Genomic DNA, 23925 nt, shown 5'->3' with positions numbered 1-23925 from the left:
GCTGGAGTGACGCACCCCACCGCCCCTACTGGCCGGTACCCCGCGGGTCGGCACGTTCCGGCCACCCGCGACCGCCCGTCACCACCCGGTGACCCGCTAGTTTGTTCACCGGTGGTGGGATCTCTCGGCATGGACGGATGAGGTGGACGCTCGTGCAACTCCGGGGCGGGGACCCTGAGCAGATCGGTGGCTACCCGGTGGAGGCCCGTCTCGGCTCCGGGGGCATGGGCACCGTGTTCCTGGCCCGCACCGGGTCGGGACGGCCCGTCGCGATCAAGCTGATCCACCAGCACTTCGCGGGCGACGAGGAGTTCCGCATCCGGTTCCGTCAGGAGGTGTCCGCGGCCCGGCGGGTGAGCGGCGTGTTCACGGCCGCCGTGGTGGACGCCGACCCGGAGGCGTCCCGGCCGTGGATGGCCACCGCCTACATCGCGGGTCCGACCCTCGCCCAGCGGGTCACCGACGGCGGGGCCGTGCACGGTGCCGAACTGCGCACCCTCGCCATCGGGTTGGCCGAGGCGCTGCGCGAGATCCACCGCGCGGGCGTCGTCCACCGGGACCTCAAGCCGTCGAACGTGGTGCTCTCCCCGGACGGGCCCCGGGTCATCGACTTCGGCATCTCCCGGGCCGCCGACAACCAGACCCTCACCATGACCGGCCGGGTCATCGGGACCCCTCCGTTCATGTCCCCGGAGCAGTTGCAGACCCCGCGCGCGGTCGGCCCGGGCTCCGACGTGTTCTCGCTGGCCACCCTGTTGGTGTACGCGGCGACCGGGCAGGGGCCCTTCGACGCCGACAGCCCCTACATGACCGCCTACCAGGTGGTGCACGAGGAACCCCGGTTGGTCGCGGTGCCCGCGTTGCTGCGCGAGGTGGTGGAGCCCTGCCTGGACAAGGAGCCGCAGGGCCGGCCGTCCGCCCACGACCTGCTGGTCGCCCTGCGCGGGCTGCCGGAGGACCTGGCCTCGGCCTCGCCGCCGACCGCCGAGCAGAAGACCCTCCCGGGGACCCGGCGTTCGGACCCCGCGGGGTCCGGTTCCGCGGACCCGACCCCCGTGGACACCGGCACCACGGGTGCGGACCCCACCGGCGCGGACCGCGCGCCGGGGAGCACCCGTTCCCGTTCCGACCGGCGGGTGCGCCGTGCGCGCCGGCGCCGGACCCTGCTCGTGGCCGCCGTCACCGCAGTGGCCGCCGCGCTGGTCGCCGTCGGCACGGCCCTGTTCGGGCCGGACGGGGAGGATCCCGCGCCGGGCGCCCGGGGGACGCCGGCCCCGGCAGGCGCCGGAGAGGCACGGCTGCCGGCCGGTTTCGCGCCCTGGCACACCTCGGTGCGCGGCGGGCAGCAACTCGACGACGAACTGCGCTGCGTGGCCCTGGGCGAGGACCTGTTCTGCGGGGGCGGCGGGGTGGCGGCGGCCCGGCTGCGGGGCTCCGACGGCAAGGTGTTGTGGCGCCGCACCTACCCCGGGGTGCCGATGCAGGGGCTGCACCTGGTCGGGGTGACCGGCGGGGCGGGGAAGGGGCTCGCGGGCCGCACCGTCCTCGGCTACCACCTGCCCGAGACGGGCCCGGACCGCACCGAGGTGGTGGCGTTCGACGCGGGGAGCGGCCGGGAGCTGTGGCGGGCCAGGATCGGCACCAAGGCGACGTACCTGTTGCGGGAGCCGCAGCAGGCGGTGCTGGTGGGGTCCACGGTGCTGACCGTGGACCCCGGCTCCACCCGGTTCCAGGCGCGCTCGGCGCGGGACGGTCGCCCCCTGTGGTCCACCCCGCTGCCCACCGGCGCGTGGTGCGCGCCGTTCCCCGCCGCGGGGCGCCCGTACGCGATGTGCGCCCCCTCGACGCAGTTGGTCGCGGGGCGCTCCGACGACCTGACGTTCCACACCCTCGACCCGCGCGGCGGTGCCCTCGGGCGGGCGGTCCCGGCGGACGGCCGGCTGTGGCCGGTGGGCGCGCTGGACGGCTCGCTGTTGCTGGTCCACGAGTCGGCCGGGGCGTCGGGCACCGGGTTCTCGCAGGTGGTCCGGTTGGACATGGCCACCGGGCGCCGTGAGGTCGACCGGCTCGACGGCTACGAGGGGACGCTGCCCGGCTACCTCCGGGGCACCCTCTACTTCACCTCCTCCACCGGGGAGGTGAGTGCGGTGGACCCGCGCACGGGCCGGCGGAAGTGGCGGGTGCAGACCACGGCGGAGTGGGCGTCGACGCCGCTCGCGGTGAACGGGATGCTGTACGTCGGTTCGGCGACCGGGCGGGTGATCGCGCTCGATCCCGCGACCGGGGCCGAGAAGTGGGCGACGGCCCCGTACACCGGGAACCCCGGCGGGTTCACCGGGGCCGGGCCGCGGCTGACCGCGGTGGGCCGGGCCCTGGTGGTGGCGGCCGGCGACAACACGCTGTCGGCCTTCGACCTGGCCGCGCCGCCGCGCACCGGCTGACCCGGCGGTCCGGGCCGGTCCCCGCCCGGCCGCACTCGGCGGCGGGGCGGGGAGGGCCCGGGTCAGGCGGTCGGGATCAGGCGCACTGGGGGCTCACGAAGCCGTCGCTGCCCGTCTGCACGTAGGCGTCGGAGACGTAGCGTCCGCTGCCGATCTTGTCCCAGATGTTGGTGGTGCCCAGCGGCCCGGTGATCGTGGTGCCCCGCTTCTGGCAGACGATCGAGACCCGGCTGCCGCCGGAGATCTGGAGCACCACCGGATAGGACAGTCCGGGGCCGCTGCGCACGTTCACCGTGGCCACGACCGGGTAGGTGGTGGCGCTCGCGGCCCGGGTGACGGTGTCGACCGACGGTGCGTCGGCGTCGTCGACGGCTGTCGTGATCTTTTCGCTCATGTGTTCCTCCCCCGAGGAGCGTACGAGTGGTTTCCGGCCATGGACAGGGTGCTGCCACGGATACCGGAAGACCTCCCCCTGATAGGTGTCCAGCGGTGCCGGACACCACGGAAGACGCCCCCCACGGGCAGGAAGTTGCACCGTGAGGGGCGTATCTCGGGCCTGATTTTCGGGGGACCGCCCGCCGTTCGGCGCGCGCAGCGGGCGCACGCCGGACGGCGGGGGCGTCGAGCGGGCCGCTAGCCCAGCTTGTTCACGTCACGCACGGCACCCTTGTCGGCGCTGGTGGCCATGGCGGCGTAGGCACGCAGCGCGGCCGAGACCTTTCGCTCGCGCTCCCGCGGCTGGTACACGCCGCCGAGCGCTTCGCGCCGTGCGGCGAGGGTCTCCTCGTCCACCAGCAGTTCGATGGAGCGGTTCGGGATGTCGATGCGGATGCGGTCGCCGTCCTCGACCAGGGCGATGGTGCCGCCGGAGGCCGCCTCGGGCGAGGCGTGGCCGATGGAGAGCCCGGAGGTGCCGCCGGAGAAGCGGCCGTCGGTGACCAGCGCGCAGGACTTGCCGAGGCCGCGGCCCTTGAGGAACGAGGTCGGGTACAGCATCTCCTGCATGCCGGGGCCGCCCTTGGGGCCCTCGTAGCGGATGACGACGACGTCGCCCGGCTCGATCTGCTTGCGCAGGATCTTGTCGACCGCCTCGTCCTGCGACTCGCAGACCACGGCCGGGCCCTCGAAGGTCCAGATCGACTCGTCCACGCCGGCGGTCTTCACCACGCAGCCGTCGACGGCGAGGTTGCCCTTCAGCACGGCGAGGCCGCCGTCCTGGGAGTAGGCGTGCTCCACGTCGCGGATGCAGCCGCGGGCGGCGTCGACGTCCAGCGTGTCCCACCGCTCGGACTGCGAGAACGCCTCGGCCGAACGCACGCAGCCGGGGGCCGCGTGCCAGAGCTCCAGCGCCTCCTCGGTGGCGCTGCCGCCGCGGATGTCCCAGGTGTCGAGCCACTGCTTGATCGACGGGGAGTGCACGCTGTGCACGTCCTCGTTGAGCAGCCCGCCCCGGTACAGCTCGCCGAGGATCGCCGGGATGCCGCCCGCGCGGTGCACGTCCTCCATGTAGTACGTGGTGGTGGGCGCGACGTTGGGGGCGACCTTGGCCAGGCAGGGCACCCGGCGGGAGACCGCGTCCATGTCGTCGAGGCCGTACTCCAGCTCGGCCTCCTGGGCGGCGGCCAGCAGGTGCAGGATGGTGTTGGTGGAGCCGCCCATGGCGATGTCCAGCGCCATCGCGTTCTCGAAGGCGGCGCGGGTGGCGATGTTGCGGGGCAGGACGGAGGCGTCGTCCTGCTCGTAGTAGCGGCGGGTCAGCTCGACCACGGTGGCGCCGGCCCGCTCGTAGAGGGCGCGCCGGGCGGTGTGGGTGGCGAGGACGGAGCCGTTGCCGGGCAGCGAGAGCCCGATGGCCTCGGTGAGGCAGTTCATCGAGTTGGCGGTGAACATGCCGGAACAGGAGCCGCAGGTGGGGCAGGCGTTCTCCTCGATGCGCAGGATGTCCTCGTCGGAGATGCTCTCGTCGACGGCGTCGGCGATGGCGTTCACCAGGTCCAGCTTGCGGACCGTGCCGTCGACCAGGGTCGCCTGGCCGGCCTCCATCGGGCCGCCGGAGACGAAGATCGTCGGGATGTTGAGGCGCAGCGCGGCCATCAGCATGCCGGGGGTGATCTTGTCGCAGTTGGAGATGCAGATCAGGGCGTCGGCGCAGTGCGCCTCCACCATGTACTCGACGCTGTCGGCGATCAGGTCGCGGGAGGGCAGCGAGTAGAGCATGCCGCCGTGGCCCATGGCGATGCCGTCGTCCACGGCGATGGTGTTGAACTCGCGCGGGACGGCCCCGGCGGCCTTGATCGCCTCGCTGACGATCCGGCCCACCGGCTGGAGGTGGGTGTGGCCGGGGACGAACTCGGTGAAGGAGTTGGCGACCGCGATGATCGGCTTGCCGATGTCCTCGCCGGCTACCCCGGAGGCCCGCATCAGGGCGCGGGCGCCCGCCATGTTGCGGCCGTGGGTGACAGTGCGGGACCTCAGCTCGGGCATCGTCGCTCGCTCCTTCGGGATGGTTCCGCACGCGGCTGCGCGGGACCGGTTCAAGGCAGGTGTGGCGGTGCCGAGCCTACGCCCCGTCTCCAAGATCCGGACAGGTCGTTCCGAAATGTGGGACGGGCGTCTCGGCTCACGGGCGGCTTCGGAAGGTGCGCCGGGCAGCGCGCGCCGTGGTGGTGCGCGCCGGGTGGCACGCGGCCGGACGTGGGTGGTCCGTACCGGAAGTGTGGCACGGAGCGGGCGGATGCCGTCGTCCGTGCCACGGGTCGGGTGCCGGTCCTACGGGACGGGGTCGGGCGACGGGCCGGGCTCGGCCAGGTAGCGCTGGAGGGTGGGGGCGACCACGGCCACGATCTCCTCGGGGTCGGTGCTCGCCAGCGGCTCCACCCGGACCGCGTACCGCAGGATCGCGATGCCGATCAGGTGGGAGGCCGCGAGTTCGGCGCGCAGCCGGGGATCGGGGACGTCCAGTTCGCGGGCGATCCGCTCCAGGATCTGCCGCAGCACCACGCCCCGCAGCACGGTGGCGGCGGCCTCGTGGCTGAGCGCGGAGCGCACCACGGCCAGCAGCGGGGCCCGGGTCACCGGGTCCTCCCACACCGCGAGGAAGGACCGGGCCAGCCGTTCCCCGGTGCCCGCGCCGCCCGGCCCCACCACCGAGGCGACGGTGAGCGCCGGCTCCAGCGAGACCTCGATGGCGGCGGCGAAGACCTCGTCCTTGGTGCCGAAGTAGTGGTGCACCAGGGCCGGGTCCACCCCGGCGGCCTTGGCGATGCCGCGCACGGAGGTCCGGTCGTAGCCGCGCTCGGCGAACTCGGCGCGCGCGGCGTGCAGGATGCGCGCGCGGGTGTCCGGGCCGCCGTCCGCGCCGCCGCGGGCGGGACGGCCCCGGCGCCGGGGGGTGGCGGAGGTCACGGGCGGAACGCCTCCCGGGCGCCGGACGGGCTCGGGGCGAGGTGGCGGCGGGTGAAGGCGAGGGCTTCGGCGAGGTCGGCCTCGCGTTCGGCGCCGGACATCGCCCGCCGGGTGTTGACCTCGATGACCACGTGGCCGTCGAAGCCGCCGGGCACCAGGCGCTCCAGGAGGGCGGCGCACGGCTGCTCGCCCCGGCCGGGCACCAGGTGCTCGTCCTTGGCGGAGCCCAGGCTGTCGGCGAAGTGCACGTGCCCGAGGCGGTCGCCCATCCGCCCGGCCATGGCCAGCGGGTCGGAGCGGGAGGTCGCGGCGTGGCTCAGGTCCAGCGTGAAGTGCGGGTAGTCCTCCTCGGTGACGTCCCAGCCCGGGGCGTAGGCGAGGGCCTCGCGGTCGCGGTAGCGCCAGGGGTACATGTTCTCCACGGCGAACCGGACCTCCGTCTCCTCGCTCATCCGCCCGATGCCGCGGACGAACTCGCGGGCGTACTGGCGCTGCCAGCGGAAGGGCGGGTGCACCACGACCGTGGTGGCGCCGAGCCGTTCGGCGGCCGAGCGGGCCCGCTGGAGCTTGGTCCACGGGTCGCTGGACCACACCCGCTGGGTGATCAGCAGGCACGGTGCGTGGACCGCGAGGACGGGCACCCGGTAGTGGTCGGAGAGCCGGCGCAGGGCTTCGACGTCCTGGCTGACCGGGTCGTTCCAGACCATCACCTCGACCCCGTCGTACCCCAGGCGCGCGGCGATCCGGAAGGCCGTCGCCGTCGACTCCGGGTAGACCGAGGCCGTCGACAGGGCGACCTTCGGTTCCGGGGCGTGCGCCTTCTGTTCTGCCACGAGCACAGCGTACGGGGTCGGGCCCACGGCGTCGGGGCTCCCGAAGTCGCCTACGCCGGCGTGCGCGCCGGCGCTGATCGTGGCGGTTGCGGGGCCGTACGCGGGGCGCGCGGGGACCGTGCACGCGGTGTGCGCGCCGGCGGTCGGGGCCCGGCGTGCACACCGGGCACGGACGGCGCCCCCGTCCCCGCCCCCGCGCGGTCGGGCCGCGGGGGTGGGGGCCTCAGGGCAGCTCGGCGGTGGGGTGGCTCGGCGGCTGGGAGCTGGGCAGGTGGTCGAGGTGGCGCAGGATGACCCCCTCGCGCAGCGCCCAGGGGCAGATCTCGACCGTCTCCAGCCCGAACAGGTCGAGCGCGGCCTCGGCGACCAGGGCCCCGGCGAGCAGTTGGCCGGCCCGGTTCTCGGAGACCCCGGGCAGGGAGGCCCGCTCCCCCGCGGTCATCGCGGCCAGCTTCGGCACCCACGCCTCCAGCGCGCTCCGCCGCAGCTCCCGCTGCACGTACTCGCCGTCCGCCCCGCGCGCGGCGCCGGCGATGCGGGCGAGCTGCTTGAAGGTCTTCGAGGTGGCGACCGCGTGGTCGGCGCCCCCGAAGCGGGTGAACTCGCCGACCGTCCGGGCGATCTGCGCCCGCACGTGCCGGCGCAGCGTCCGCACGTCTGCCGGGTCCACGGGGTCGCCCGGCAGCCACCCGGCGGTGAGCCGGCCGGCGCCCAGCGGCAGGGAGGTGGCGGCGTCGGGCTCCTCGTCCAGGCCGAACGCGACTTCGAGGGAGCCGCCTCCGATGTCGATGACCAGCAGTTTCCCCGCCGACCAGCCGAACCAGCGGCGGGCGGCGAGGAAGGTCAGCCGGGCCTCCTCGTCGCCGGTGAGGACCTGGAGCTCCACCCCGGTCTCGTCCCGCACCCGGCGGATCACCTCGTCGGCGTTGCTCGCCTCCCGCACCGCCGAGGTGGCGAACGGCAGCAGTTCCTCGACGCCCTTGTCCTCGGCCGCCTGGAGGGCGTCGTGCACCGTGGAGACCAGTCGTCCGACCCCGTCCGCGTCGATCGCGCCGCGGGCGTCCAGGAGCTGGGCGAGCCGCAGCTCCGCCTTGTGGGAGTGCGCGGGCCGCGGGCGCGCACCGGGGTGCGCGTCCATCACCAGCAGATGAACCGTGTTCGAGCCCACATCCAGGACACCAAGTCTCATGAACGCCAACGCTACTGCGCCCCGAGCCCCGGGCCGGCCACCTGGGGCGGGACCGCCCGCATACCCTGGTGACGTGCCAAAGACGAAAAAGGCGAAGCGCGCGGAACCGGCCGGTCCGCTCGCCCCGGACCGCGCGGGCGCCGCCAAGGGCAAGAAGGCCGGGCGGGGCGCGGCTCCGGCTGCGTCGAACACGACGGCCGAGCCGGACGAGAAGGGCCTGGACTTCGCCCGGGCCTGGGTCGAGTTCCCCGACCCGGCCGACGAGGAACAGGTCTTCCGCTGTGACCTGACCTGGCTCACCTCCCGCTGGAGCTGCATCTTCGGCAGCGGCTGCCAGGGCATCGAGGCGGGCCGTGCGGCCGACGGCTGCTGCACCCTGGGCGCCCACTTCTCCGACGAGGACGACGAGGCCCGGGTCGCCGGGCACGTGGCCAGGCTCACACCCGACATCTGGCAGTTCCACGACGTGGGCACCCGCCCGGTCGCCGAGGGCGGCGGTTGGGTGCAGGAGTCCGAAGACGCCGAAGACGGGGACGAGGACGAGGACGGCGAGGGGCCGGCCCGGCAGACCCGGCGGTGGAAGGGCTCGTGCATCTTCCAGAACCGTCCCGGGTTCGCCGGGGGCGCGGGCTGTTCGCTGCACATCCTCGCCCTCAAGGAGGGCCGGGAGCCCCTGGAGACCAAGCCGGACGTCTGCTGGCAGCTCCCGGTGCGCCGGACGTACGAGTGGATCGACCGCCCGGACGACACCCGCGTCCTCCAGGTGTCGATCGGCGAGTACGACCGGCGGGGCTGGGGCCCGGGCGGTCACGACCTGCACTGGTGGTGCACCTCGGCGACCTCCGCGCACGGCGCCGGCGAGCCCGTGTACGTCACGTACCGGCCGGAGCTGACCGAGCTGATGGGCAAGGGCGGGTACGACCGGCTCGTCGAGCTCTGCGAGGCGCGGCTCGCCGCGCAGTTGCCCCTGGTGGCCCCGCACCCGGCCGACCCGCCGCGGGCGTAGTCCCCGGCGTACGGGGACGTCCGGGGAGCGGGTGCGCCGTCCCCCGTGCGGCGCACCCGCTCCCGTCAGCGCTCCGGCGCACCGTCCGCGGTGCTCGGCGCGCCGGAACCGGCTGCGCGCCCCGGCGCGGGCGCGCCCCCGATGCGCTCCGGGCCGTCCTCGTGGGGGGTGCCCGGGGCGGGGGCGCCGTCCCTCCCGTCCGGCTCCTCGCCCGGGCCGGCGGACGGAAGGGGGCCGGGGGCTCCCGGACCCGTGGACAGGCCGGGGTCCGTGGCGGCGGGGCCGGCGGGGACCTCCCCGCGTCCGCCCGGTACGTCGGGCGTCGGGGCGCCGCCGGCGTGCGACGGTGCGGCCGGCGCGCCGGAGCCCTCGGGGCGCGGGCCGGGCGGGCGCTCCCGTCCCCGCACCACCACCACGGCGCTCCGGTCGACTCCGGTGGCGCCGAGGACGCCCACCGAGATCCGGGCCCGCCAGGCACCCCGGGGTGCCGCCCCCGGGGTGAAGCGGGCGCGCAGTACGAACGTGCCGGCGGGGGTGAGGGTGCCGGTGGTGCAGGAGAGGCGCAGCCAGGGGGCGTGCGAGGTGGCGGACCAGCGCACCGGGGCGCCTTCGGCGGCGGTGAGGGAGACCAGGCCGTCGTCGCCGCTCGGGCGGGCATCGACGAGGAGCCGGCCCGCCGGGTCCGCGCCGGTCCGCCCGGGGGCGGCGATCACCTCGACGGACGTCCCGGTGGTCCCGCCGAGCGTCCCGGCTCCGGCCCCGCGGGAGGCCCGGGACCGCCCGTCCTCGACGAGCCCGTCCACCGGGCGGGCCCGGCTGGCGCTGACCGGGGTGCCGTCCGTGGTGCCCGGGTCCTCGCCGTAGGCGGTCCACAGGGCGAGGACGGGTGCGGCGACCACCGTCACCACGACGGTGGTGGTGACGGCCCGGGCGCGCAGCCGGTGCCGGCGGGCGGTGGGGTCGGTGGGTCCGCGGGGGAAGCCGCGGCGGTCGAAGCGCGGGGTGGCGCCCCGCGCGCGGGGGGCGTGTGCCAGGGCGGCACGGGGCGCGGTCACCACGGGCAACAGCGCCGGCGCCGCGGTGGTGCCCGGCCAGTCCCCCGCGCCGGCGCACTCCGCGACGGGACGGCAGCGCGGACAGTGGTCCACGTGTCGGACCAGGTCGCCGTGGCGCACCGGGGCGGAGGGCGGTGCCTCGCCCCCGGCGATCCGGACCGCTTCGGCACAGCCGCCCGACCGGGCGACGGCGAGGGCGGCCCGGCTGCGTTCCACCGCGCAGGCGGCGGAGACCAGCAGGTCGCGGGCGCGGTCGGGGTCCAGTCCGAGGACGGCGGCCACCTCGGGGTCGGTCAACCGGTGGCGGAGGGAGAGTTCGAGCGCTTCGCGCTGTTCGGGGACGATGCCGGCGGCTTCGGGCCAGGCGAGCAGGGCCAGCTCGCGGCCGTGGGCACGGGCCGGCGCGGGGGCGCCCCGGGCTCCCGGCGCGGGCGGGGCCTCCGCCGTGGATTGACGTTTCTGCGCCGGCTCGTGGCGGAGCCGCACCGCCACGCGCTCCGTCCGCGCCCCGGCCCGGGCCGCCCGACCGGCGCGCACCCCGCGCAGGACCCGGACCGCGAGCCCCGTCCCGGCGCCCCCGTCCCGGTCGAGTTCGGCGAGGCGCCGCAAGCAGGCCCAGCGGGCCAGGGCGTACAGCCAGGCCCGGTGCTCGGCCGCGGCGACGGGCGCGCGTTCCCTCCGGCGTTCGGCCCAGTGGAGGACGTCCCCGAGGACGGCGGTCGCCGCCTCGTGGTCGCACAGGAGGGACAGGCAGTAGGTGAACAGCCCGTCGAGGTGCGGCTCGTGGCACACCGGGGGGCGGGGGGCGGGCCGCCGGTGGGCGGATCCGGGTGCCCCGGGCGTTCCGGTGGTGCGGGCCGGGTGGCCCGTCCTGCTACTCGTCACCGTGCGACCGTAGGCGGCGGTCCACACCCCGACCGCCGACTCGGGGGCATTTAACCCGTACGGGTGAACAGATCCCCCGAAGGGGGACACCCGCCGTTCCGCGCCCGGGCCCGGTGCGGTCCGGGGGTGTCGGTGCGCGCCGGTACGGTTCCCTGCATGGCTGCCCGTACCAAAACCGCGAAGGACCGGCCCTCCTACCGCTGCACCGAGTGCGGCTGGCAGACGGCCAAGTGGCTCGGCCGCTGCCCGGAGTGCCAGGCGTGGGGGACGGTCGAGGAGCACGGTGCCCCCGCCGTCCGCACCACGGCCCCCGGCCGCGTCACCAACGCCGCGGTGCCCATCGGCCAGGTCGACGGCCGGCAGGCGACCGCCCGCAGCACCGGCGTGCCGGAGCTGGACCGGGTGCTCGGCGGCGGTCTGGTGCCGGGCGCCGTGGTGCTGCTGGCCGGGGAACCGGGCGTCGGCAAGTCCACGCTGCTGCTGGACGTGGCGGCCAAGTCGGCGAGCGAGGCGCACCGCACCCTGTACGTCACCGGCGAGGAGTCCGCGAGCCAGGTGCGGCTGCGGGCCGACCGGATCAAGGCGATCGACGACCACCTCTACCTCGCCGCGGAGACGGACCTCTCGGCGGTCCTCGGCCACCTGGACGCGGTGAAGCCGTCGCTGCTGATCATGGACTCGGTGCAGACCGTGGCGTCCCCGGAGATCGACGGCGCCCCGGGCGGAATGGCCCAGGTCAGGGAGGTGGCGGGGGCGCTGATCCGGGCCTCCAAGGAGCGCGGCATGGCCACCCTGCTGGTGGGGCACGTCACCAAGGACGGCGCCATCGCGGGTCCGCGGCTGCTGGAGCACCTGGTGGACGTGGTGCTGCACTTCGAGGGCGACCGGCACGCCCGGCTGCGCCTGGTGCGCGGAGTGAAGAACCGGTACGGAACGACCGACGAGGTGGGTTGCTTCGAGCTGCACGACGAGGGCATCACGGGTCTCGCCGACCCCTCGGGCCTGTTCCTGACCCGGCGCGACGAGCCGGTGCCGGGCACCTGTCTGACGGTCACCCTGGAGGGGCGGCGTCCGCTGGTGGCGGAGGTGCAGGCGCTCACCGTCGACTCGCAGATCCCCTCCCCCCGGCGCACCACCTCGGGCCTGGAGACCTCGCGGGTGTCCATGATGCTGGCCGTGCTGGAGCAGCGGGGCCGGATCAGCGCGCTGGGCAAGCGGGACATCTACTCGGCGACGGTCGGCGGGGTGCGGTTGTCGGAGCCCGCGGCGGACCTGGCGGTGGCGCTGGCACTGGCCAGCGCGGCCAGTGACACCCCGCTGCCGAAGAACCTGGTGGCGATCGGCGAGGTGGGTCTCGCCGGCGAGGTCCGGCGGGTGACGGGGGTGCAGCGCCGGTTGGCGGAGGCGCACCGGCTGGGCTTCACCCAGGCCCTCGTACCAACCGATCCGGGGAGGGTCCCGGCGGGCATGAAGGTCACCGAGGTCTCGGACATAGGGGACGCCCTGCGGGTGCTGCCCCGCGGCCGTCGACGAGAGGCCCCGCAGGAGGCGGAGGACCGCCGGTAGACTTTGCCCCGGTCTCGCCCGTCCGTACGAACACCGGGCACCCCCAGAACCGCGACCGGAGGAGAGCAGTGGCAGCCAACGACCGGGCAGCGGCTCCCGGAAAGTCCGGCGGGAGCTCCGGTGGCGACGGACTGATGCGCGCCGCGCTCAGTGCGGTCGCGCCGGGAACGGCCCTGCGCGACGGACTGGAGCGCATCCTCCGCGGCAACACCGGCGGACTGATCGTCCTCGGCTCGGACAAGACCGTCGAGATGATGTGCACCGGCGGCTTCGTGCTGGACGTCGAGTTCACGGCGACCCGACTGCGGGAGCTGTGCAAGCTGGACGGCGGCATCGTCATCGACAAGGACATCACCAAGATCCTGCGGGCGGGCGTCCAGCTGGTGCCGGACCCGACGATCCCGACCGAGGAGACCGGCACCCGGCACCGCACCGCGGACCGGGTGAGCAAGCAGGTCGGCTTCCCCGTGGTGTCGGTCTCGCAGTCGATGCGGTTGATCGCGCTGTACGTGGACGGTCAGCGCCGCACCCTGGAGGACTCGGCGGCGATCCTGTCCCGCGCGAACCAGGCGCTGGCCACCCTGGAGCGCTACAAGCTGCGGCTGGACGAGGTCGCCGGCACCCTCTCCGCGTTGGAGATCGAGGACCTGGTGACGGTCCGGGACGTCAGTGCGGTGGCGCAGCGCCTGGAGATGGTCCGCCGGATCGCCACCGAGATCGCCGAGTACGTGGTGGAGTTGGGCACCGACGGACGCCTCCTCGCCCTGCAACTGGACGAGTTGATCGCCGGCGTGGAGCCGGAGCGGGAGCTGGTGGTGCGGGACTACGTGCCCGAGCCGACCGCGAAGCGCTCCCGTACCGTCGACGAGGCGTTGTCGGAGCTGGACGCGCTGACCCATGCGGAGCTGCTGGAACTGTCCACGGTGGCACGTGCCTTGGGGTACACCGGTTCCCCGGAGGCGTTGGATTCGGCGGTGTCGCCGCGCGGGTTCCGGCTGCTGGCGAAGGTGCCGCGGCTGCCCGGCGCGATCATCGACCGGTTGGTCGAGCACTTCGGCGGGCTCCAGAAGCTGCTGGCCGCGAGCGTGGACGACCTCCAGACCGTCGACGGGGTCGGCGAGGCCCGGGCGCGCAGCGTGCGGGAGGGCCTGTCCCGGCTCGCCGAGTCGTCGATCCTGGAGCGCTACGTCTGACCGTCCGGTGGCGGGCCCCGCGGCCCGCCCGGAGCCGGTCCCCCGCCTCCGTGGACCGGGGCGGGTCCGTTGGCGGGATGCCGCCAGCTTCCGGTGCGGTTCCGCACCCGCCGTCCGGCGGGTGCGCGCGCCGGACGGGCGCCTTTGCCGGCCCGCCGGTCGACGGGCCGGGTGGTTCAGTCGCGGCGCAGGACGAACGAGGTCGGGGTGACGGCGAAGCCGGACAGCTCGGCCTCGACCAGGTAGGTGTCCGCCGCCGCCGATCCGGCGCGGGGGGTGCCGCAGTCGGCGGCGCTCCGCTTGCGGTTCCACTCCAGGGTGTGGGTGGCGGAGCCGTTCGCGGGCACCTTCAGCAGGGCGCTGCCCGAGCCCTTGGGGCAGTGGTCGGAGACCCAGACGTCCTCGTCGCCCTCGGACTGGGTGATCGTCACCACCGCGGCCTTCGGGCCGAGGTCGATCTTGCAGGCGACGTCGGAGGTGTTCTTCGCGGTCAGCCGCAACTCGGGGTTCTTCCCCGGGCCGTAGGTGTTCTCGGCGCTGCTCAGCGAGAGCCGCACGGCGGACGCGGTGCAGTCGGGCAGGTCGGAGCCGGCCGGGACGCGCTGCCCGGAGTCCGCGCCGCCCGAACCGCCGGCGCCGCCGGACCCGTTCGCGCCCTCGCCGTCGGCCCCGTTCGCCCCGTCGGAACCGCCCGAGCCGTCCGAGCCGTCGCCGGAGCCGCCGCCCGTGGTGGAGGCGGTGTCGGTGCTGCCGGGGCCGCCCGATCCGCCCGGGGAGGTCCCGGAGCCGGGCTCGTCCCGGCCGCCCGGCTTCTCGCTGATCGCGGGACCTGAGCCGGAGGGCCCGGGGGTGATGGCCTCCACCGGGTTCTTGTCGCTGGAGCCGTTGGCGTTGTCCCCGGTGCCCCCGCCGCCGCCACCGCTCGAACTGACCAACCAGATGATCAGGAGCACCAGGGCGACGGCGGCCAGGCTCAACAGAACGGCCCTCCGTCGCCAGTAGATGCTGGAGGGAAGCGGCCCGACCGGATTGCGCAGAGATCCCACGGCGGCAACTGTACGAGAGATCGGCGGCTTCTCCTGCCCCACCCGCCGCCCTCGGGGCAACTTTTCCAGATCATCATTCCAGCAGACGGGGCGTCAAACGTCCCGGGACCCCCGTCTTTCGTCAGGTGCCCCACCTGACGGTCGCGGGGTGTGACCGTGGACCCCGACTCCGTACGTTCCGTGACCATGACCTCCTTCGACGACGCGTGGTACCGCGACCTCACCTCCTTCGCCCGTGACTCCCCCTCCTGGCTCCAACACACCGCGGAAATAGGCACGGAGGCGGGGATCGTGGTCTTCGTGGTCCTGTTCGCCGCCGCGGCGTGGCGGGTGCGCCGGGCGTCCGACCGGGTGCTGGCCGCGGCCCTGCTGGCCCCGGTGGCCACCGGGGTGGCGTACCTGCTCAGCGAGTTGTTGAAGACCGTCTTCGACCAGGACCGGCCGTGCCGGACGGTGGCGGGTGCCGCGGCGTCCCTGGTGGCCTGCCCGGAACGCGGCGACTGGTCGTTCCCGAGCAACCACGCCACCATCGCCGGCGCCTCCGCGGTGACCCTGGCCCTGGTGCGGCGGGGACTGGTGTGGATCACGGTGCCGCTGGCGCTGCTGCTGGCGTTCTCCCGGGTCTTCGTCGGCGTGCACTACCCGCACGACGTGGCGGCGGGGCTGCTGTTGGGCGCGGTCGTCGCCCCGCTCGTGCTCCGCCTGGGCACCGGGCCCGCCACGGGCGTGCTGGGGTCCCTGCGGGGCCGGGGCGGACGCCACCGCTGAGCGCCGCTCACCCCGGGTCCGTCAGTCCCGCCTCGTGGGCCACGATCGCCGCCTGCACCCGGTTGCGCACCGACAGCCGCTCCAGCACCGAGCTGACGTACGCCTTCACGGTGCCCTCCACCAGGTGCAGGCGGGCCGCGATCTGGGCGTTGGAGAGCCCGGCGCCCACCAGGGCGAGCACCTCGCGCTCCCGGGGCGTGAGCCGTTCGGTGCGGGCCCGGGCCTCGGTGGCCCGGGCCAGCCGGCCGCCGTCGAGGCCGTCGATGACGTGCCGGGCGACCCGCGGCGACAGGAACGCCGCCCCGGCCGCCACCGCCCGCACCCCGGCCAGCAGTTCGTAGGGGTCGCCGGACTTCAGCAGGAAGCCGGTGGCGCCGCCGCCGAGCGCCCGGGCGACGTAGGCGTCCTCGGAGAAGGTGGTGAGCATGGCCACGGCGGTGCCCGGAAGGGTGCGGACGATCTCCTCGGCGGCGGCCAGCCCGTCCAGCACCGGCATGCGGACGTCCAACAGCGCCACGTCGGGGCGGTGTGCCTGCGCCAGCCGCACCGCTTCCCGGCCGTCCGCCGCCTCGGCGACGACCTCGATGCCCTCGTCGGCGGCCAGGATCGCCCGGACCCCGGCCCGGACCATGGTCTCGTCGTCGGCGAGGAGGACCCTGGGACGTGTGCTCATCGACCGCTCCCTCCGGTGGTGCGTCGGGTGTCCGTGGCCGCCGTCGTGGGGGCCACCGGCACCAGGTCCTTGGCGATCAGCGTGCCGCTCCGGTCGAAGCAGAGCCTGAAGTGGGCGACCATCGTGAAGAGTTCACCGTCCGCCCGGTAGTAGTGGCACGCCCCGGCGCCGGCCGGCCGCGGCGGCGCACGGTCCACCGGGGGGTCGGCGACGGTCCGTTCCGGCAGGACCGGACGGAGTGCGTCGAGGTCGGCGCCGGGCCGCAGGGCGGCGTAGGCGGCGGGCTCCAGCACCGCGCGGGACCCGGTGTACGCGTACCAGCCGAGTGCCGCGCCCACGGACAGCGCACCGGCGGCCACGACCGCGAGCGCCGCGGGCACTCGGACGCGCCGGCGCCGTCCGCGGACGGCGGCCGGAGCGGGAGCCGGCGGGAGGTGGGCGCGGACCCGGAACCCGTCGCCGTGGCGACCCGCGGTGAGCGTGCCGCCGAGCGCGGCGACCCGGGTGCGCAGTCCCGGCAGCCCGCACCCGCCGGCGGCGGACGCCCCGCGGGCGATCCGCCGGACGGCGACCGGATGCGGGGGCGCGGGGGGCGCTTCATTGGTGATGGTGACCGTGCTCCCCCACTCTTCGTGCGCCGTGCACACCGTCACCCGAGCGCCGGGGGCGTGCTTGGCCGCATTGGTGAGTGCTTCCCGCACCACGGCCCGGGTGGCTCGTTCCACCTCCCGCGCCGGAGCGACGCGCCCGGTGCGCTCCCCGCGCACCGGCATCCCGGAGGCCGCGGCCCGGCGCACCAACTCCTCCACCGAATCCACCGAGCCCGCCGAATCCGCCGCGTCCGCCGCGGGCTCCGGTGCGGCCGCCGGTGCGTCGACGGCCACTGCCCCGGCCTCGTCCAGGAGGTCGGCGAGCCGCCGCACCGGGGTCAGCGGCGCCGGGTCCTCCCCCGGCTCCTCGGGATCGCGCAGCAGTCCGACGACGGCCCGCAGCCGGTCGGTGGCCCCGGCGGCGGCGGACCTCAGCTCCGCGGCGGCCGCCCGGTGGTGCTCCGGCAGGTCGCGGGCGAGTTGCAGGGCGCCCGCGCGCAGCGCGATCAGGCTCAACTCGTGCCCCAGCGAATCGTGCACCTCCCGGGCGATCCTCGCCCGTTCCCGCAGCCGCGCCCGCTCGGCGACCATCCGCCGTTCCCGCTCCAGGTGCGCGGCCCGGGCCCAACCCGCCTCGGCGAGCGCCCGGCGCTGGCGCCAGTGCCGTCCGCACAACCAGGGGAACACCACGGCCAACAGCAGCGCGGAGACCAGCACCAGCGCCTCGCTGACCGGGTCGGCCCCGTACCCCGCGCTCCTGCCCAGCCCGGCGGCGAGCACCGCTGCGAAGGCGGCCAGGGCGGGCCCGACCCGTTCCGCCCGCACCCCGGCGAGCAGGGCGAACACGGGCAGCGCGGCGCAGGTCTCGACGGCGAGCAGCGCGGGGGCGACGGCCAGGCAGCCGCCCGCCACCAGCAGGACCGCGGTCACCGGTCGGGTCCGCCGGGCCGCGGTCGCGGCGGCCAGCACCCCGAGCAAGAGGACGGTCCGCCACCAGGGGCCCGCCTCGGTCAACCCCAGCGGGGCGGCGAGCAGCACCGGCACGGCCAGCCCCGTCCAGAGCACCGCCCCGGCCCGCGGCCCGGCCCAGGGGCCCACCGCCCCGTTCCGTTCCCCCGGACCGGTCCGCCACCGCCCCGGCGCCCGCCCGTCCACCCCGTCCACCCCGTCCACCCGCACGTTCCCGTCCACCTCCCGCAGACGCGCGCCGGCCGGTTCCGGCCCCGCCCGGCCGCACCCGCGTCCGCCTCCCCGCCGCCCCGGCCGGGGCGGCGCCTCCCCTGCGAGGACGCATCCGCGGCCCGGACGCCTGAGACCCCGGTGCGGCCGAGCGGTCCGGGCGGGCGGTCCGACCCGCCCCCGCTCGGCCGCACGTCCCCCACCGGGCCCGGGTGGGCATGGCAGGATCGACGTGCCATGACTGTGCCGACGAAGTCCACGTCCCGTACCGCCCCCGACCCCCGTACCTCTCCGGAGGGCCCGCTCCGCGCGCTGCCCGCCCTCCACGAACCGGTGATCGCCTGGTTCGACGACCACGCGCGCGATCTGCCGTGGCGCCGCCCCGAGGCGGGCCCCTGGGGCGTGATGGTCAGCGAGTTCATGCTCCAGCAGACGCCGGTCAACCGGGTGCTGCCGGTGTACGAGCAGTGGCTCGCCCGCTGGCCCCGCCCCGCCGACCTCGCGAAGGAGCCGTCCGGGGAGGCGGTCCGCGCCTGGGGGCGGCTCGGCTATCCGCGCCGTGCGCTGCGGCTGCACGGCGCGGCCGTGGCCATAGCGGAACGGCACGGCGGTGACGTGCCGACCGAGCACTCCCAGTTGTTGGCCCTGCCCGGGATCGGCGAGTACACGGCCGCCGCGGTGGCCTCCTTCGCGTACGGGCAGCGGCACGCCGTCCTGGACACCAACGTGCGCCGGGTGCTGGCCCGGGCGGTGACCGGCTCGCAGTACCCGCCGAACGCCACCACCGCCGCCGAACGGAAGCTGGCCCGGGCGCTGCTCCCCGAGGAGGAGGGCACCGCCGCCCGTTGGGCGGCGGCGTCGATGGAGCTGGGTGCGCTGGTGTGCACGGCCCGCAACGAGCGCTGCGAGCGCTGTCCGATCGCCTCCTTGTGCGCCTGGCAGCTCGCGGGCAAGCCGGAGCACGAGGGCCCGCCACGGCGCGGCCAGACGTACGCGGGCACCGACCGGCAGGTGCGCGGCAAGCTGCTGGCCGTGTTGCGGGAGGCCACCGTGCCGGTGCCGCAGGCCGTGCTGAACCGGGTGTGGGACGAGCCCGTGCAGCGGGCCCGCGCGCTCGACGGACTGGTGGCGGACGGTCTGGTGGAGCCGCTGCCGGGCGGCCTGTACCGGCTGCCGCACGTCTGAACCGCCCGCCCGCGAACCCCGCCCGCCGCCCCCGTCCGTGCGCCTTCGGACGGGGGCGGCGGCGTCCCCGCCGGGGACGAGGGCCGTCGAAGCCGTGGTGGGACGTCACGGAAGACCCCGTGTTGAGCGCCGGAACCGGCCCGCGGAAGCGCGCCGAACCCTCCCGAAAGGGGCGGAATCCCCGCTCGCCGGCCGCTACCCTTACCGCTTTCCTACATCTGTTACACAACCGACGGACAGCCGTGCGTCCGCCGCGTGCTGGCCCGCACAGTGCCGTGACAACTCCTCCGTAACTTGCTTCTCGTGCCGCTACGGCACGACAGGGGAGACAGTGCGGCCCGGGGGGCCGGATCGGAGGCGACGGGGATGGCGCACGGTGAGGTGCTCGAATTCGAGGAGTACGTCCGTACCCGGCAGGACGCCCTGCTGCGCAGCGCCCGCCGACTGGTCCCCGACCCGGTGGAGGCGCAGGACCTGCTCCAGACCGCGCTGGTGCGCACCTACGGCCGCTGGGACGGGATCGCGGACAAGCGGCTGGCCGACGCCTATCTGCGTCGCGTCATGATCAACACTCGGACGGAGTGGTGGCGGGCCCGCAAGCTGGAGGAGGTGCCCACCGAGCAGCTCCCCGAGTGCAGCGTGGAGGACAATACCGAACAGCACGCGGACCGGGCCCTGTTGATGGACGTGATGAAGGTGCTGGCACCCAAGCAGCGCAGCGTCGTGGTGCTGCGACACTGGGAGCAGATGTCCACGGAGGAGACGGCCGCCGCCCTCGGCATGTCGGCCGGTACGGTCAAGAGCACGCTGCACCGGGCCCTCGCCCGGCTGCGTCAGGAGTTGGAGGCCCGGGACCTGGGTGCCCGGGCGCTCGAACGTGAGGAGCGGGAGCGTTGCGCGGCCTGAGAAGCCGGTTCGGGGCGGGGCGCGGGGACGCCGGGGGGTTCCCCCCGGAGGAGGCCGCACTGTGTGGCGCTCCGCCCGATGAGCCCGACGGGCCCGACGAACCGGGCGGGCCGGGGCGCGCGGACGGGGCGGCGGGGGGCCGGGTGGCGAGTCGGCTGGTGGCGGGGGGTGCGGCAGTGGTCGCGCTCGCCGCCCTCGGCGTTTTCAGTCTGCTCGGCGGCTTCGTCGCCTCCTGCACGTCCCAGGGCACCGGCGTCCGCGACGAGGGGCCCGCCCGTGGGAGCGCTTCCACCGAGGAGGAGACCCCGTCGGCGTCCCCCTCCTCCGCCCCGCCGCGGGTCGACGCCGTCCGGCTGCTGATGGACGACCCCGACGTCGACGCGGGCGTGAAGGAGATGCTGCGGCTCTGCACCTCGGACAAGGACAGCTACCCGGTGGACGCCATCTACGGCAACCTCACCGACGGCGGGCGCGACGACGTCGTCGTCAACGTCCTGACGTGCGGGGACGCCGTGAGCATCGGTACGTACGTGTACCGTCCCGAGGGCGATGACTACACGAACGCCTTCCGGTCCGACGGCTTCCCGGTGTACGCGGAGATCGACCGCAGGGAACTCGTCGTCACCCAGCAGGTGTACTCCGACGAGGATCCGGTGGCGGCCCCCTCGGGGGAGGACGTGATCACGTACCGGTGGAAGTCCGGTGACTTCGTGGAGCAGGGACGCGTCCACAACGACTACAGCAAGGCGGTGGGCACCGAGTCCGCCTCTCCGCCCCGGAACTGAAAGCGACGGATACCGATCGGATGGCAGAGCAGACCCACGTCCTCTTCGTCGAGGACGACGACGTCATCCGCGAGGCCACCCAGCTCGCACTGGAGCGCAACGGCTTCGTGGTGACCGCGATGCCCGACGGGCTGTCGGGGCTCGACTCGTTCCGGGCGCGCCGCCCCGACATCGCCCTGCTCGACGTGATGGTGCCGGGGCTGGACGGGGTGAGCCTGTGCCGGCGCATCCGGGACGAGTCCACCGTCCCGGTCATCATGCTGTCGGCGCGCGCCGACTCCATCGACGTCGTCCTCGGTCTGGAGGCGGGCGCCGACGACTACGTCACCAAACCCTTCGACGGGGCGGTCCTGGTGGCCCGCATCCGGGCGGTGCTGCGCCGCTTCGGGCACGCCGGCGGCGCCGGGGCGCAGGAGGGCGCGCAGCAGGCCGGCGGCGGGGTGCTGACCTTCGGCGACCTGGAGATCGACACGGTCGGGATGGATGTGTTGCGCGGGGGGCGGCCGGTGGCGCTGACCCCGACCGAGATGCGGCTGCTGCTGGAGTTCTCGGCGGCCCCGGGCACCGTGCTGTCCAGGGACAAGCTGCTCGAACGCGTCTGGGACTACGGCTGGGGCGGTGACACCCGGGTCGTCGACGTCCATGTGCAGCGGTTGCGGGCCAAGATCGGCCAGGACCGGATCGAGACCGTGCGCGGTTTCGGCTACAAGCTGCGGGCCTGAGCACCGTGCGGAGAAAGCTGCGCGGCCTGAACCTCCGCACCGGGCTGCGCTGGAAGCTGAGCGCGGCGATCACCCTGGTCGGGGTCTTCGTGGCGCTCGCGTTGAGCCTGGTCGTGCACAACGCGGCCCGGGTCTCCATGTTGGACAACGCCCGCGACCTCCAGGACGAGCGGGTGCAGTTCGCGCAGCGGATCTACGAGGCCACCGACCGGCTCCAGTTCGGGGCCGCGGTCGACGACGAGGACCTGCCGGGCGAGCTGCGGACCAAGGCGCTCGAAGGGCGTCGGGGCACCTACGTCACCGAGACGGACGGCGTGCCCGACATCTGGGCGGCCGTACCGCTGGAGGACGGCGGGGTGCTGTCCATGCACACCCCGCTCCAGGACCGCAGCACCGCGATCATGGGCGATCTGGACCGGGCGCTGCTCGTCGGTTCGCTGGCGGTGGTGTCCGGCGGGTGCGCGCTCGGCGTGCTGATCGGGGGGCGGTTCTCCCGCCGGCTGCGCAAGGCCGCGGTGGCGGCGGGCCAGGTGGCCCAGGGCAACAGCGAGGTCCGGGTGGTCGAGGCGATCGGCGGGGTGGTCCGGGACGAGACGGACGACCTGGCGTGGTCGGTGGACGCGATGGCCGACGCCCTGCGCCAGCGGCTGGAGGCCGAGCGCCGGGTGACCGCGGACATCGCGCACGAACTGCGCACCCCCGTCACCGGACTGCTCACCGCCGCCGAGCTGCTGCCGCCGGGGCGCCCCAGCGAACTGGTCCGGGACCGGGCGCAGGCGATGCGCACCCTGGTGGAGGACGTGCTGGAGGTGGCGCGCCTGGACAGTGCCGCCGAGCGCGCCGAACTGCACGACATCGTGCTGGGCGAGTTCGTGTCCCGGCGCGTCGCGGCCCGCAACAGCGAGGTCCGGGTGGACGTCGTCCACGAGGCGGCGGTGACCACCGACCCGCGGCGGCTGGAGCGCATACTCGGCAACCTCCTGGCGAACGCGGCCAAGCACGGCCGCACCCCGGTGGAGGTCACCGTGGAGGGCCGGGTGCTGCGGGTGCGCGACCACGGGCCGGGCTTCCCCGAGGAACTGCTGGCCGAGGGGCCGAGCCGGTTCCGCACCGGCAGCAGCGATCGCGCGGGGCACGGACACGGCCTCGGGCTGACCATCGCGGCGGGGCAGGCCCAGGTGCTGGGTGCCCGGCTGACCTTCCGCAACGTCCGCCCGCCGGGCTCGCCGGACGGGCCCGTGGAGGGGGCGGTGGCGGTGCTGTGGCTGCCGGAGCACGCGCCCACCAGCTCGGGGAGCTTCCCGATGCTGCCGTTGCCCGGCGAGTGAGGCCGGGCGGGCACGGCCGAGCCCCCGGTGACCGCGGGCTGCGGTGACCGGGGGCTCGGTGGCGCGGGGCGCTCGGGTCAGAAGGAGACGCCGACGCCCTTGAGGAACACGGCCGGGTTGATCGCGGAACCGTAGTTCGGGGTGGTGCGGATCTCGAAGTGCAGGTGCGGGCCGCTGGAGTTGCCGGTGTTGCCGGACAGCGCGACCACCTGGCCGGCGTTGACCTTCTGGCCGACCGACACGTTGACCTTCGACAAGTGCGCGTACTGCGAGTACTTGCCGCCCGCGTGCTTGATCACCACGGCGTTGCCGTAGGCGGGGCCGTCGCCGCCGCCGTTGGGGCCGGCCTTGACGACGGTGCCGGCGCTGACCGACTTGACCGGGGTGCCGGTCGGGACGGCGAAGTCCTGGCCGGAGTGCTTGCTGGCCCACATGCCGCCGGCCTGCGCGTAGCTCGCGGAGAGCGCGTAGGAGCTGAGCGGCTTGACCCAGCCGGTGGACTTCTGCGCGGCGACCGGCTTGGCGGTGACCGCCTTCGCCTTGGCGGCGGCCTTCGCCTTGGCGGCAGCCGCGGCCTTGGCCTCGGTGGCGGCCTTGGCCTGGGCGGCCTGCGCGGCGGCCTGCACCTTCACGGACTCGGCGACGGTGCTGGGCACGGCGGTGACGGCCTGGCCGGGGGTCGCAGCCGCCGCGACCCCGGCACCCAGAGCGGCCGAGACTCCGAGACCGGCGACGACGGCGACCGTCCGGGCACGCAGCAGGGACGAACCGGACTTGAGGGACATGGCGCGCTGAGACATACGGGAAACCTCCGGGTTGGGGGGAGCCGCGTCCGAGATGCCGCGCGGGCCGCTGTGACGCGCTCGGGAGCGAGGCGTACGGACCGTGGGGTGCGTCGGCTGGACGGGCGACGACTGACCCGGAGTACATCGGCGTAGCTGCCGGGTGCTCCACATTGGTAACCCACCACCCAGTACCGACTCAAACCCCCCTACTACTAGGCAAACTCGTACACAAACGTCACATCCGAAGGGTCTTGACGCGCCCTCCCACCCCCCGCCGCCGGAGCCGCCCCGGAGAGGAAAAAGCCCGCAACGGCGGGTTTGAAGCGACCGCCCACCGGTTTCCCGCCCCGCCGCACCCCGCCCCAGACAGCTCTGGGTCACCGCA

Annotated in this window: 20 protein-coding genes; 10 read left to right on the top strand and 10 right to left on the bottom strand. The window is 75.0% G+C overall.

The genetic code is table 11. The features are described 5' to 3' along the window. The first annotated feature begins 152 nt into the window (after positions 1–152). Complete coding sequence (locus ABT092_RS01210; protein WP_351238433.1) at positions 153–2441, top strand: serine/threonine-protein kinase; 2289 nt, start codon at positions 153–155, stop codon at positions 2439–2441. A 76-nt stretch (positions 2442–2517) separates the two neighbouring features. On the opposite strand, the gene ABT092_RS01205 is transcribed toward ABT092_RS01210, so the two are convergent. The 5 genes from ABT092_RS01205 to ABT092_RS01185 form a co-directional block, all read right to left on the bottom strand. After that, a complete protein-coding gene (locus ABT092_RS01205; RefSeq protein ID WP_351238382.1) occupies positions 2518–2835 on the bottom strand; it encodes an SH3 domain-containing protein in 318 nt (105 codons plus the stop codon). A 239-nt stretch (positions 2836–3074) separates the two neighbouring features. After that, positions 3075–4925, bottom strand: coding sequence for a dihydroxy-acid dehydratase (ilvD, locus tag ABT092_RS01200; RefSeq protein ID WP_351238380.1), 1851 nt, complete (start codon positions 4923–4925; stop codon positions 3075–3077). A gap of 285 nt (positions 4926–5210) precedes the next feature. Then, the gene (locus tag ABT092_RS01195) at positions 5211–5846 is read right to left on the bottom strand and encodes a TetR/AcrR family transcriptional regulator (RefSeq protein WP_351238378.1); all 636 of its coding nucleotides are present in this window, start codon (positions 5844–5846) and stop codon (positions 5211–5213) included. Beyond that, positions 5843–6679: a sugar phosphate isomerase/epimerase family protein gene (locus ABT092_RS01190; protein WP_351238376.1), complete on the bottom strand. Its 837-nt coding sequence runs from the start codon at positions 6677–6679 to the stop codon at positions 5843–5845. Before ABT092_RS01190 ends, ABT092_RS01195 begins: the two co-directional genes overlap by 4 nt. Positions 6680–6902: 223 nt before the next feature. After that, entirely contained in the window at positions 6903–7868 is a 966-nt protein-coding gene (locus ABT092_RS01185) for a Ppx/GppA family phosphatase (RefSeq protein WP_351238374.1), read from the bottom strand. 73 nt (positions 7869–7941) lie between these two features. Here ABT092_RS01185 and ABT092_RS01180 point away from each other — a divergent pair, with 73 nt between their 5' ends. Then, complete coding sequence (locus ABT092_RS01180; protein WP_351238372.1) at positions 7942–8874, top strand: DUF3109 family protein; 933 nt, start codon at positions 7942–7944, stop codon at positions 8872–8874. 65 nt (positions 8875–8939) lie between these two features. Here ABT092_RS01180 and ABT092_RS01175 read toward each other — a convergent pair whose 3' ends face one another. Then, positions 8940–10814, bottom strand: coding sequence for a hypothetical protein (locus ABT092_RS01175; protein ID WP_351238370.1), 1875 nt, complete (start codon positions 10812–10814; stop codon positions 8940–8942). Positions 10815–10970: 156 nt separating this feature from the next. Here ABT092_RS01175 and radA point away from each other — a divergent pair, with 156 nt between their 5' ends. Continuing rightward, positions 10971–12380 carry a DNA repair protein RadA gene (gene radA, locus ABT092_RS01170; protein ID WP_351238368.1) on the top strand — a complete coding sequence of 470 codons (1410 nt, stop codon included), beginning with the start codon at positions 10971–10973 and terminating at the stop codon, positions 12378–12380. 68 nt (positions 12381–12448) lie between these two features. After that, entirely contained in the window at positions 12449–13573 is a 1125-nt protein-coding gene (disA, locus tag ABT092_RS01165; RefSeq protein ID WP_351238366.1) for a DNA integrity scanning diadenylate cyclase DisA, read from the top strand. A 176-nt stretch (positions 13574–13749) separates the two neighbouring features. On the opposite strand, the gene ABT092_RS01160 is transcribed toward disA, so the two are convergent. Next, complete coding sequence (locus ABT092_RS01160) at positions 13750–14619, bottom strand: hypothetical protein (RefSeq protein ID WP_351238364.1); 870 nt, start codon at positions 14617–14619, stop codon at positions 13750–13752. 186 nt (positions 14620–14805) lie between these two features. On the opposite strand from ABT092_RS01160, the gene ABT092_RS01155 reads away from it, so the two are divergent. Continuing rightward, positions 14806–15387, top strand: coding sequence for a phosphatase PAP2 family protein (locus tag ABT092_RS01155; protein WP_351238362.1), 582 nt, complete (start codon positions 14806–14808; stop codon positions 15385–15387). A 7-nt stretch (positions 15388–15394) separates the two neighbouring features. Here the strand turns inward: ABT092_RS01155 and ABT092_RS01150 are convergent, their stop codons facing one another. Both ABT092_RS01150 and ABT092_RS01145 read right to left on the bottom strand, forming a co-directional pair. Then, entirely contained in the window at positions 15395–16060 is a 666-nt protein-coding gene (locus ABT092_RS01150; protein WP_351238360.1) for a response regulator, read from the bottom strand. Beyond that, complete coding sequence (locus ABT092_RS01145) at positions 16057–17841, bottom strand: sensor histidine kinase (RefSeq protein ID WP_351238358.1); 1785 nt, start codon at positions 17839–17841, stop codon at positions 16057–16059. The genes ABT092_RS01150 and ABT092_RS01145 overlap by 4 nt, the downstream gene beginning before the upstream one ends. A gap of 225 nt (positions 17842–18066) precedes the next feature. Between ABT092_RS01145 and ABT092_RS01140 the strand changes: the two genes are divergently transcribed. The 5 genes from ABT092_RS01140 (at position 18067) to cseC (ending at position 22755) form a co-directional block, all read left to right on the top strand. Then, positions 18067–19014, top strand: a complete 948-nt coding sequence (locus ABT092_RS01140) for an iron-sulfur binding domain-containing protein (protein ID WP_351238356.1) — start codon at positions 18067–18069, stop codon at positions 19012–19014. 366 nt (positions 19015–19380) lie between these two features. Then, the gene (locus tag ABT092_RS01135; protein WP_351238354.1) at positions 19381–19920 is read left to right on the top strand and encodes a SigE family RNA polymerase sigma factor; all 540 of its coding nucleotides are present in this window, start codon (positions 19381–19383) and stop codon (positions 19918–19920) included. Positions 19921–20063: 143 nt separating this feature from the next. Further along, a complete protein-coding gene (locus ABT092_RS01130; protein ID WP_351238352.1) occupies positions 20064–20705 on the top strand; it encodes a hypothetical protein in 642 nt (213 codons plus the stop codon). 20 nt (positions 20706–20725) lie between these two features. Beyond that, the gene (gene cseB, locus ABT092_RS01125) at positions 20726–21427 is read left to right on the top strand and encodes a two-component system response regulator CseB (protein ID WP_351238350.1); all 702 of its coding nucleotides are present in this window, start codon (positions 20726–20728) and stop codon (positions 21425–21427) included. Then, positions 21424–22755, top strand: coding sequence for a two-component system sensor histidine kinase CseC (cseC, locus tag ABT092_RS01120; RefSeq protein WP_351238431.1), 1332 nt, complete (start codon positions 21424–21426; stop codon positions 22753–22755). The genes cseB and cseC overlap by 4 nt, the downstream gene beginning before the upstream one ends. Positions 22756–22832: 77 nt before the next feature. Here cseC and ABT092_RS01115 read toward each other — a convergent pair whose 3' ends face one another. Then, positions 22833–23555, bottom strand: a complete 723-nt coding sequence (locus tag ABT092_RS01115; protein ID WP_445402053.1) for a M23 family metallopeptidase — start codon at positions 23553–23555, stop codon at positions 22833–22835. Positions 23556–23925 lie beyond the last annotated feature (370 nt).

It is taken from the genome of Streptomyces sp. NPDC002490 (assembly GCF_040296045.1).
GTDB lineage: Bacteria > Actinomycetota > Actinomycetes > Streptomycetales > Streptomycetaceae > Streptomyces.
This window is presented reverse-complemented; position numbering and strand designations above follow the sequence as displayed.

What these genes read in the sequence shown, in the direction of transcription:
- ABT092_RS01185 (WP_351238374.1), bottom strand. Translation starts at nt 7,868, where the DNA reads ATGAGACTTGGTGTCCTGGATGTGGGCTCGAACACGGTTCATCTGCTG.
- ABT092_RS01115 (WP_445402053.1), bottom strand. Translation starts at nt 23,555, where the DNA reads ATGTCTCAGCGCGCCATGTCCCTCAAGTCCGGTTCGTCCCTGCTGCGT.
- ABT092_RS01150 (WP_351238360.1), bottom strand. Translation starts at nt 16,060, where the DNA reads ATGAGCACACGTCCCAGGGTCCTCCTCGCCGACGACGAGACCATGGTC.
- ABT092_RS01135 (WP_351238354.1), top strand. Translation starts at nt 19,381, where the DNA reads ATGGCGCACGGTGAGGTGCTCGAATTCGAGGAGTACGTCCGTACCCGG.
- cseB (WP_351238350.1), top strand. Translation starts at nt 20,726, where the DNA reads ATGGCAGAGCAGACCCACGTCCTCTTCGTCGAGGACGACGACGTCATC.
- ABT092_RS01140 (WP_351238356.1), top strand. Translation starts at nt 18,067, where the DNA reads ATGACTGTGCCGACGAAGTCCACGTCCCGTACCGCCCCCGACCCCCGT.
- radA (WP_351238368.1), top strand. Translation starts at nt 10,971, where the DNA reads ATGGCTGCCCGTACCAAAACCGCGAAGGACCGGCCCTCCTACCGCTGC.
- ABT092_RS01155 (WP_351238362.1), top strand. Translation starts at nt 14,806, where the DNA reads ATGACCTCCTTCGACGACGCGTGGTACCGCGACCTCACCTCCTTCGCC.
- ilvD (WP_351238380.1), bottom strand. Translation starts at nt 4,925, where the DNA reads ATGCCCGAGCTGAGGTCCCGCACTGTCACCCACGGCCGCAACATGGCG.
- ABT092_RS01205 (WP_351238382.1), bottom strand. Translation starts at nt 2,835, where the DNA reads ATGAGCGAAAAGATCACGACAGCCGTCGACGACGCCGACGCACCGTCG.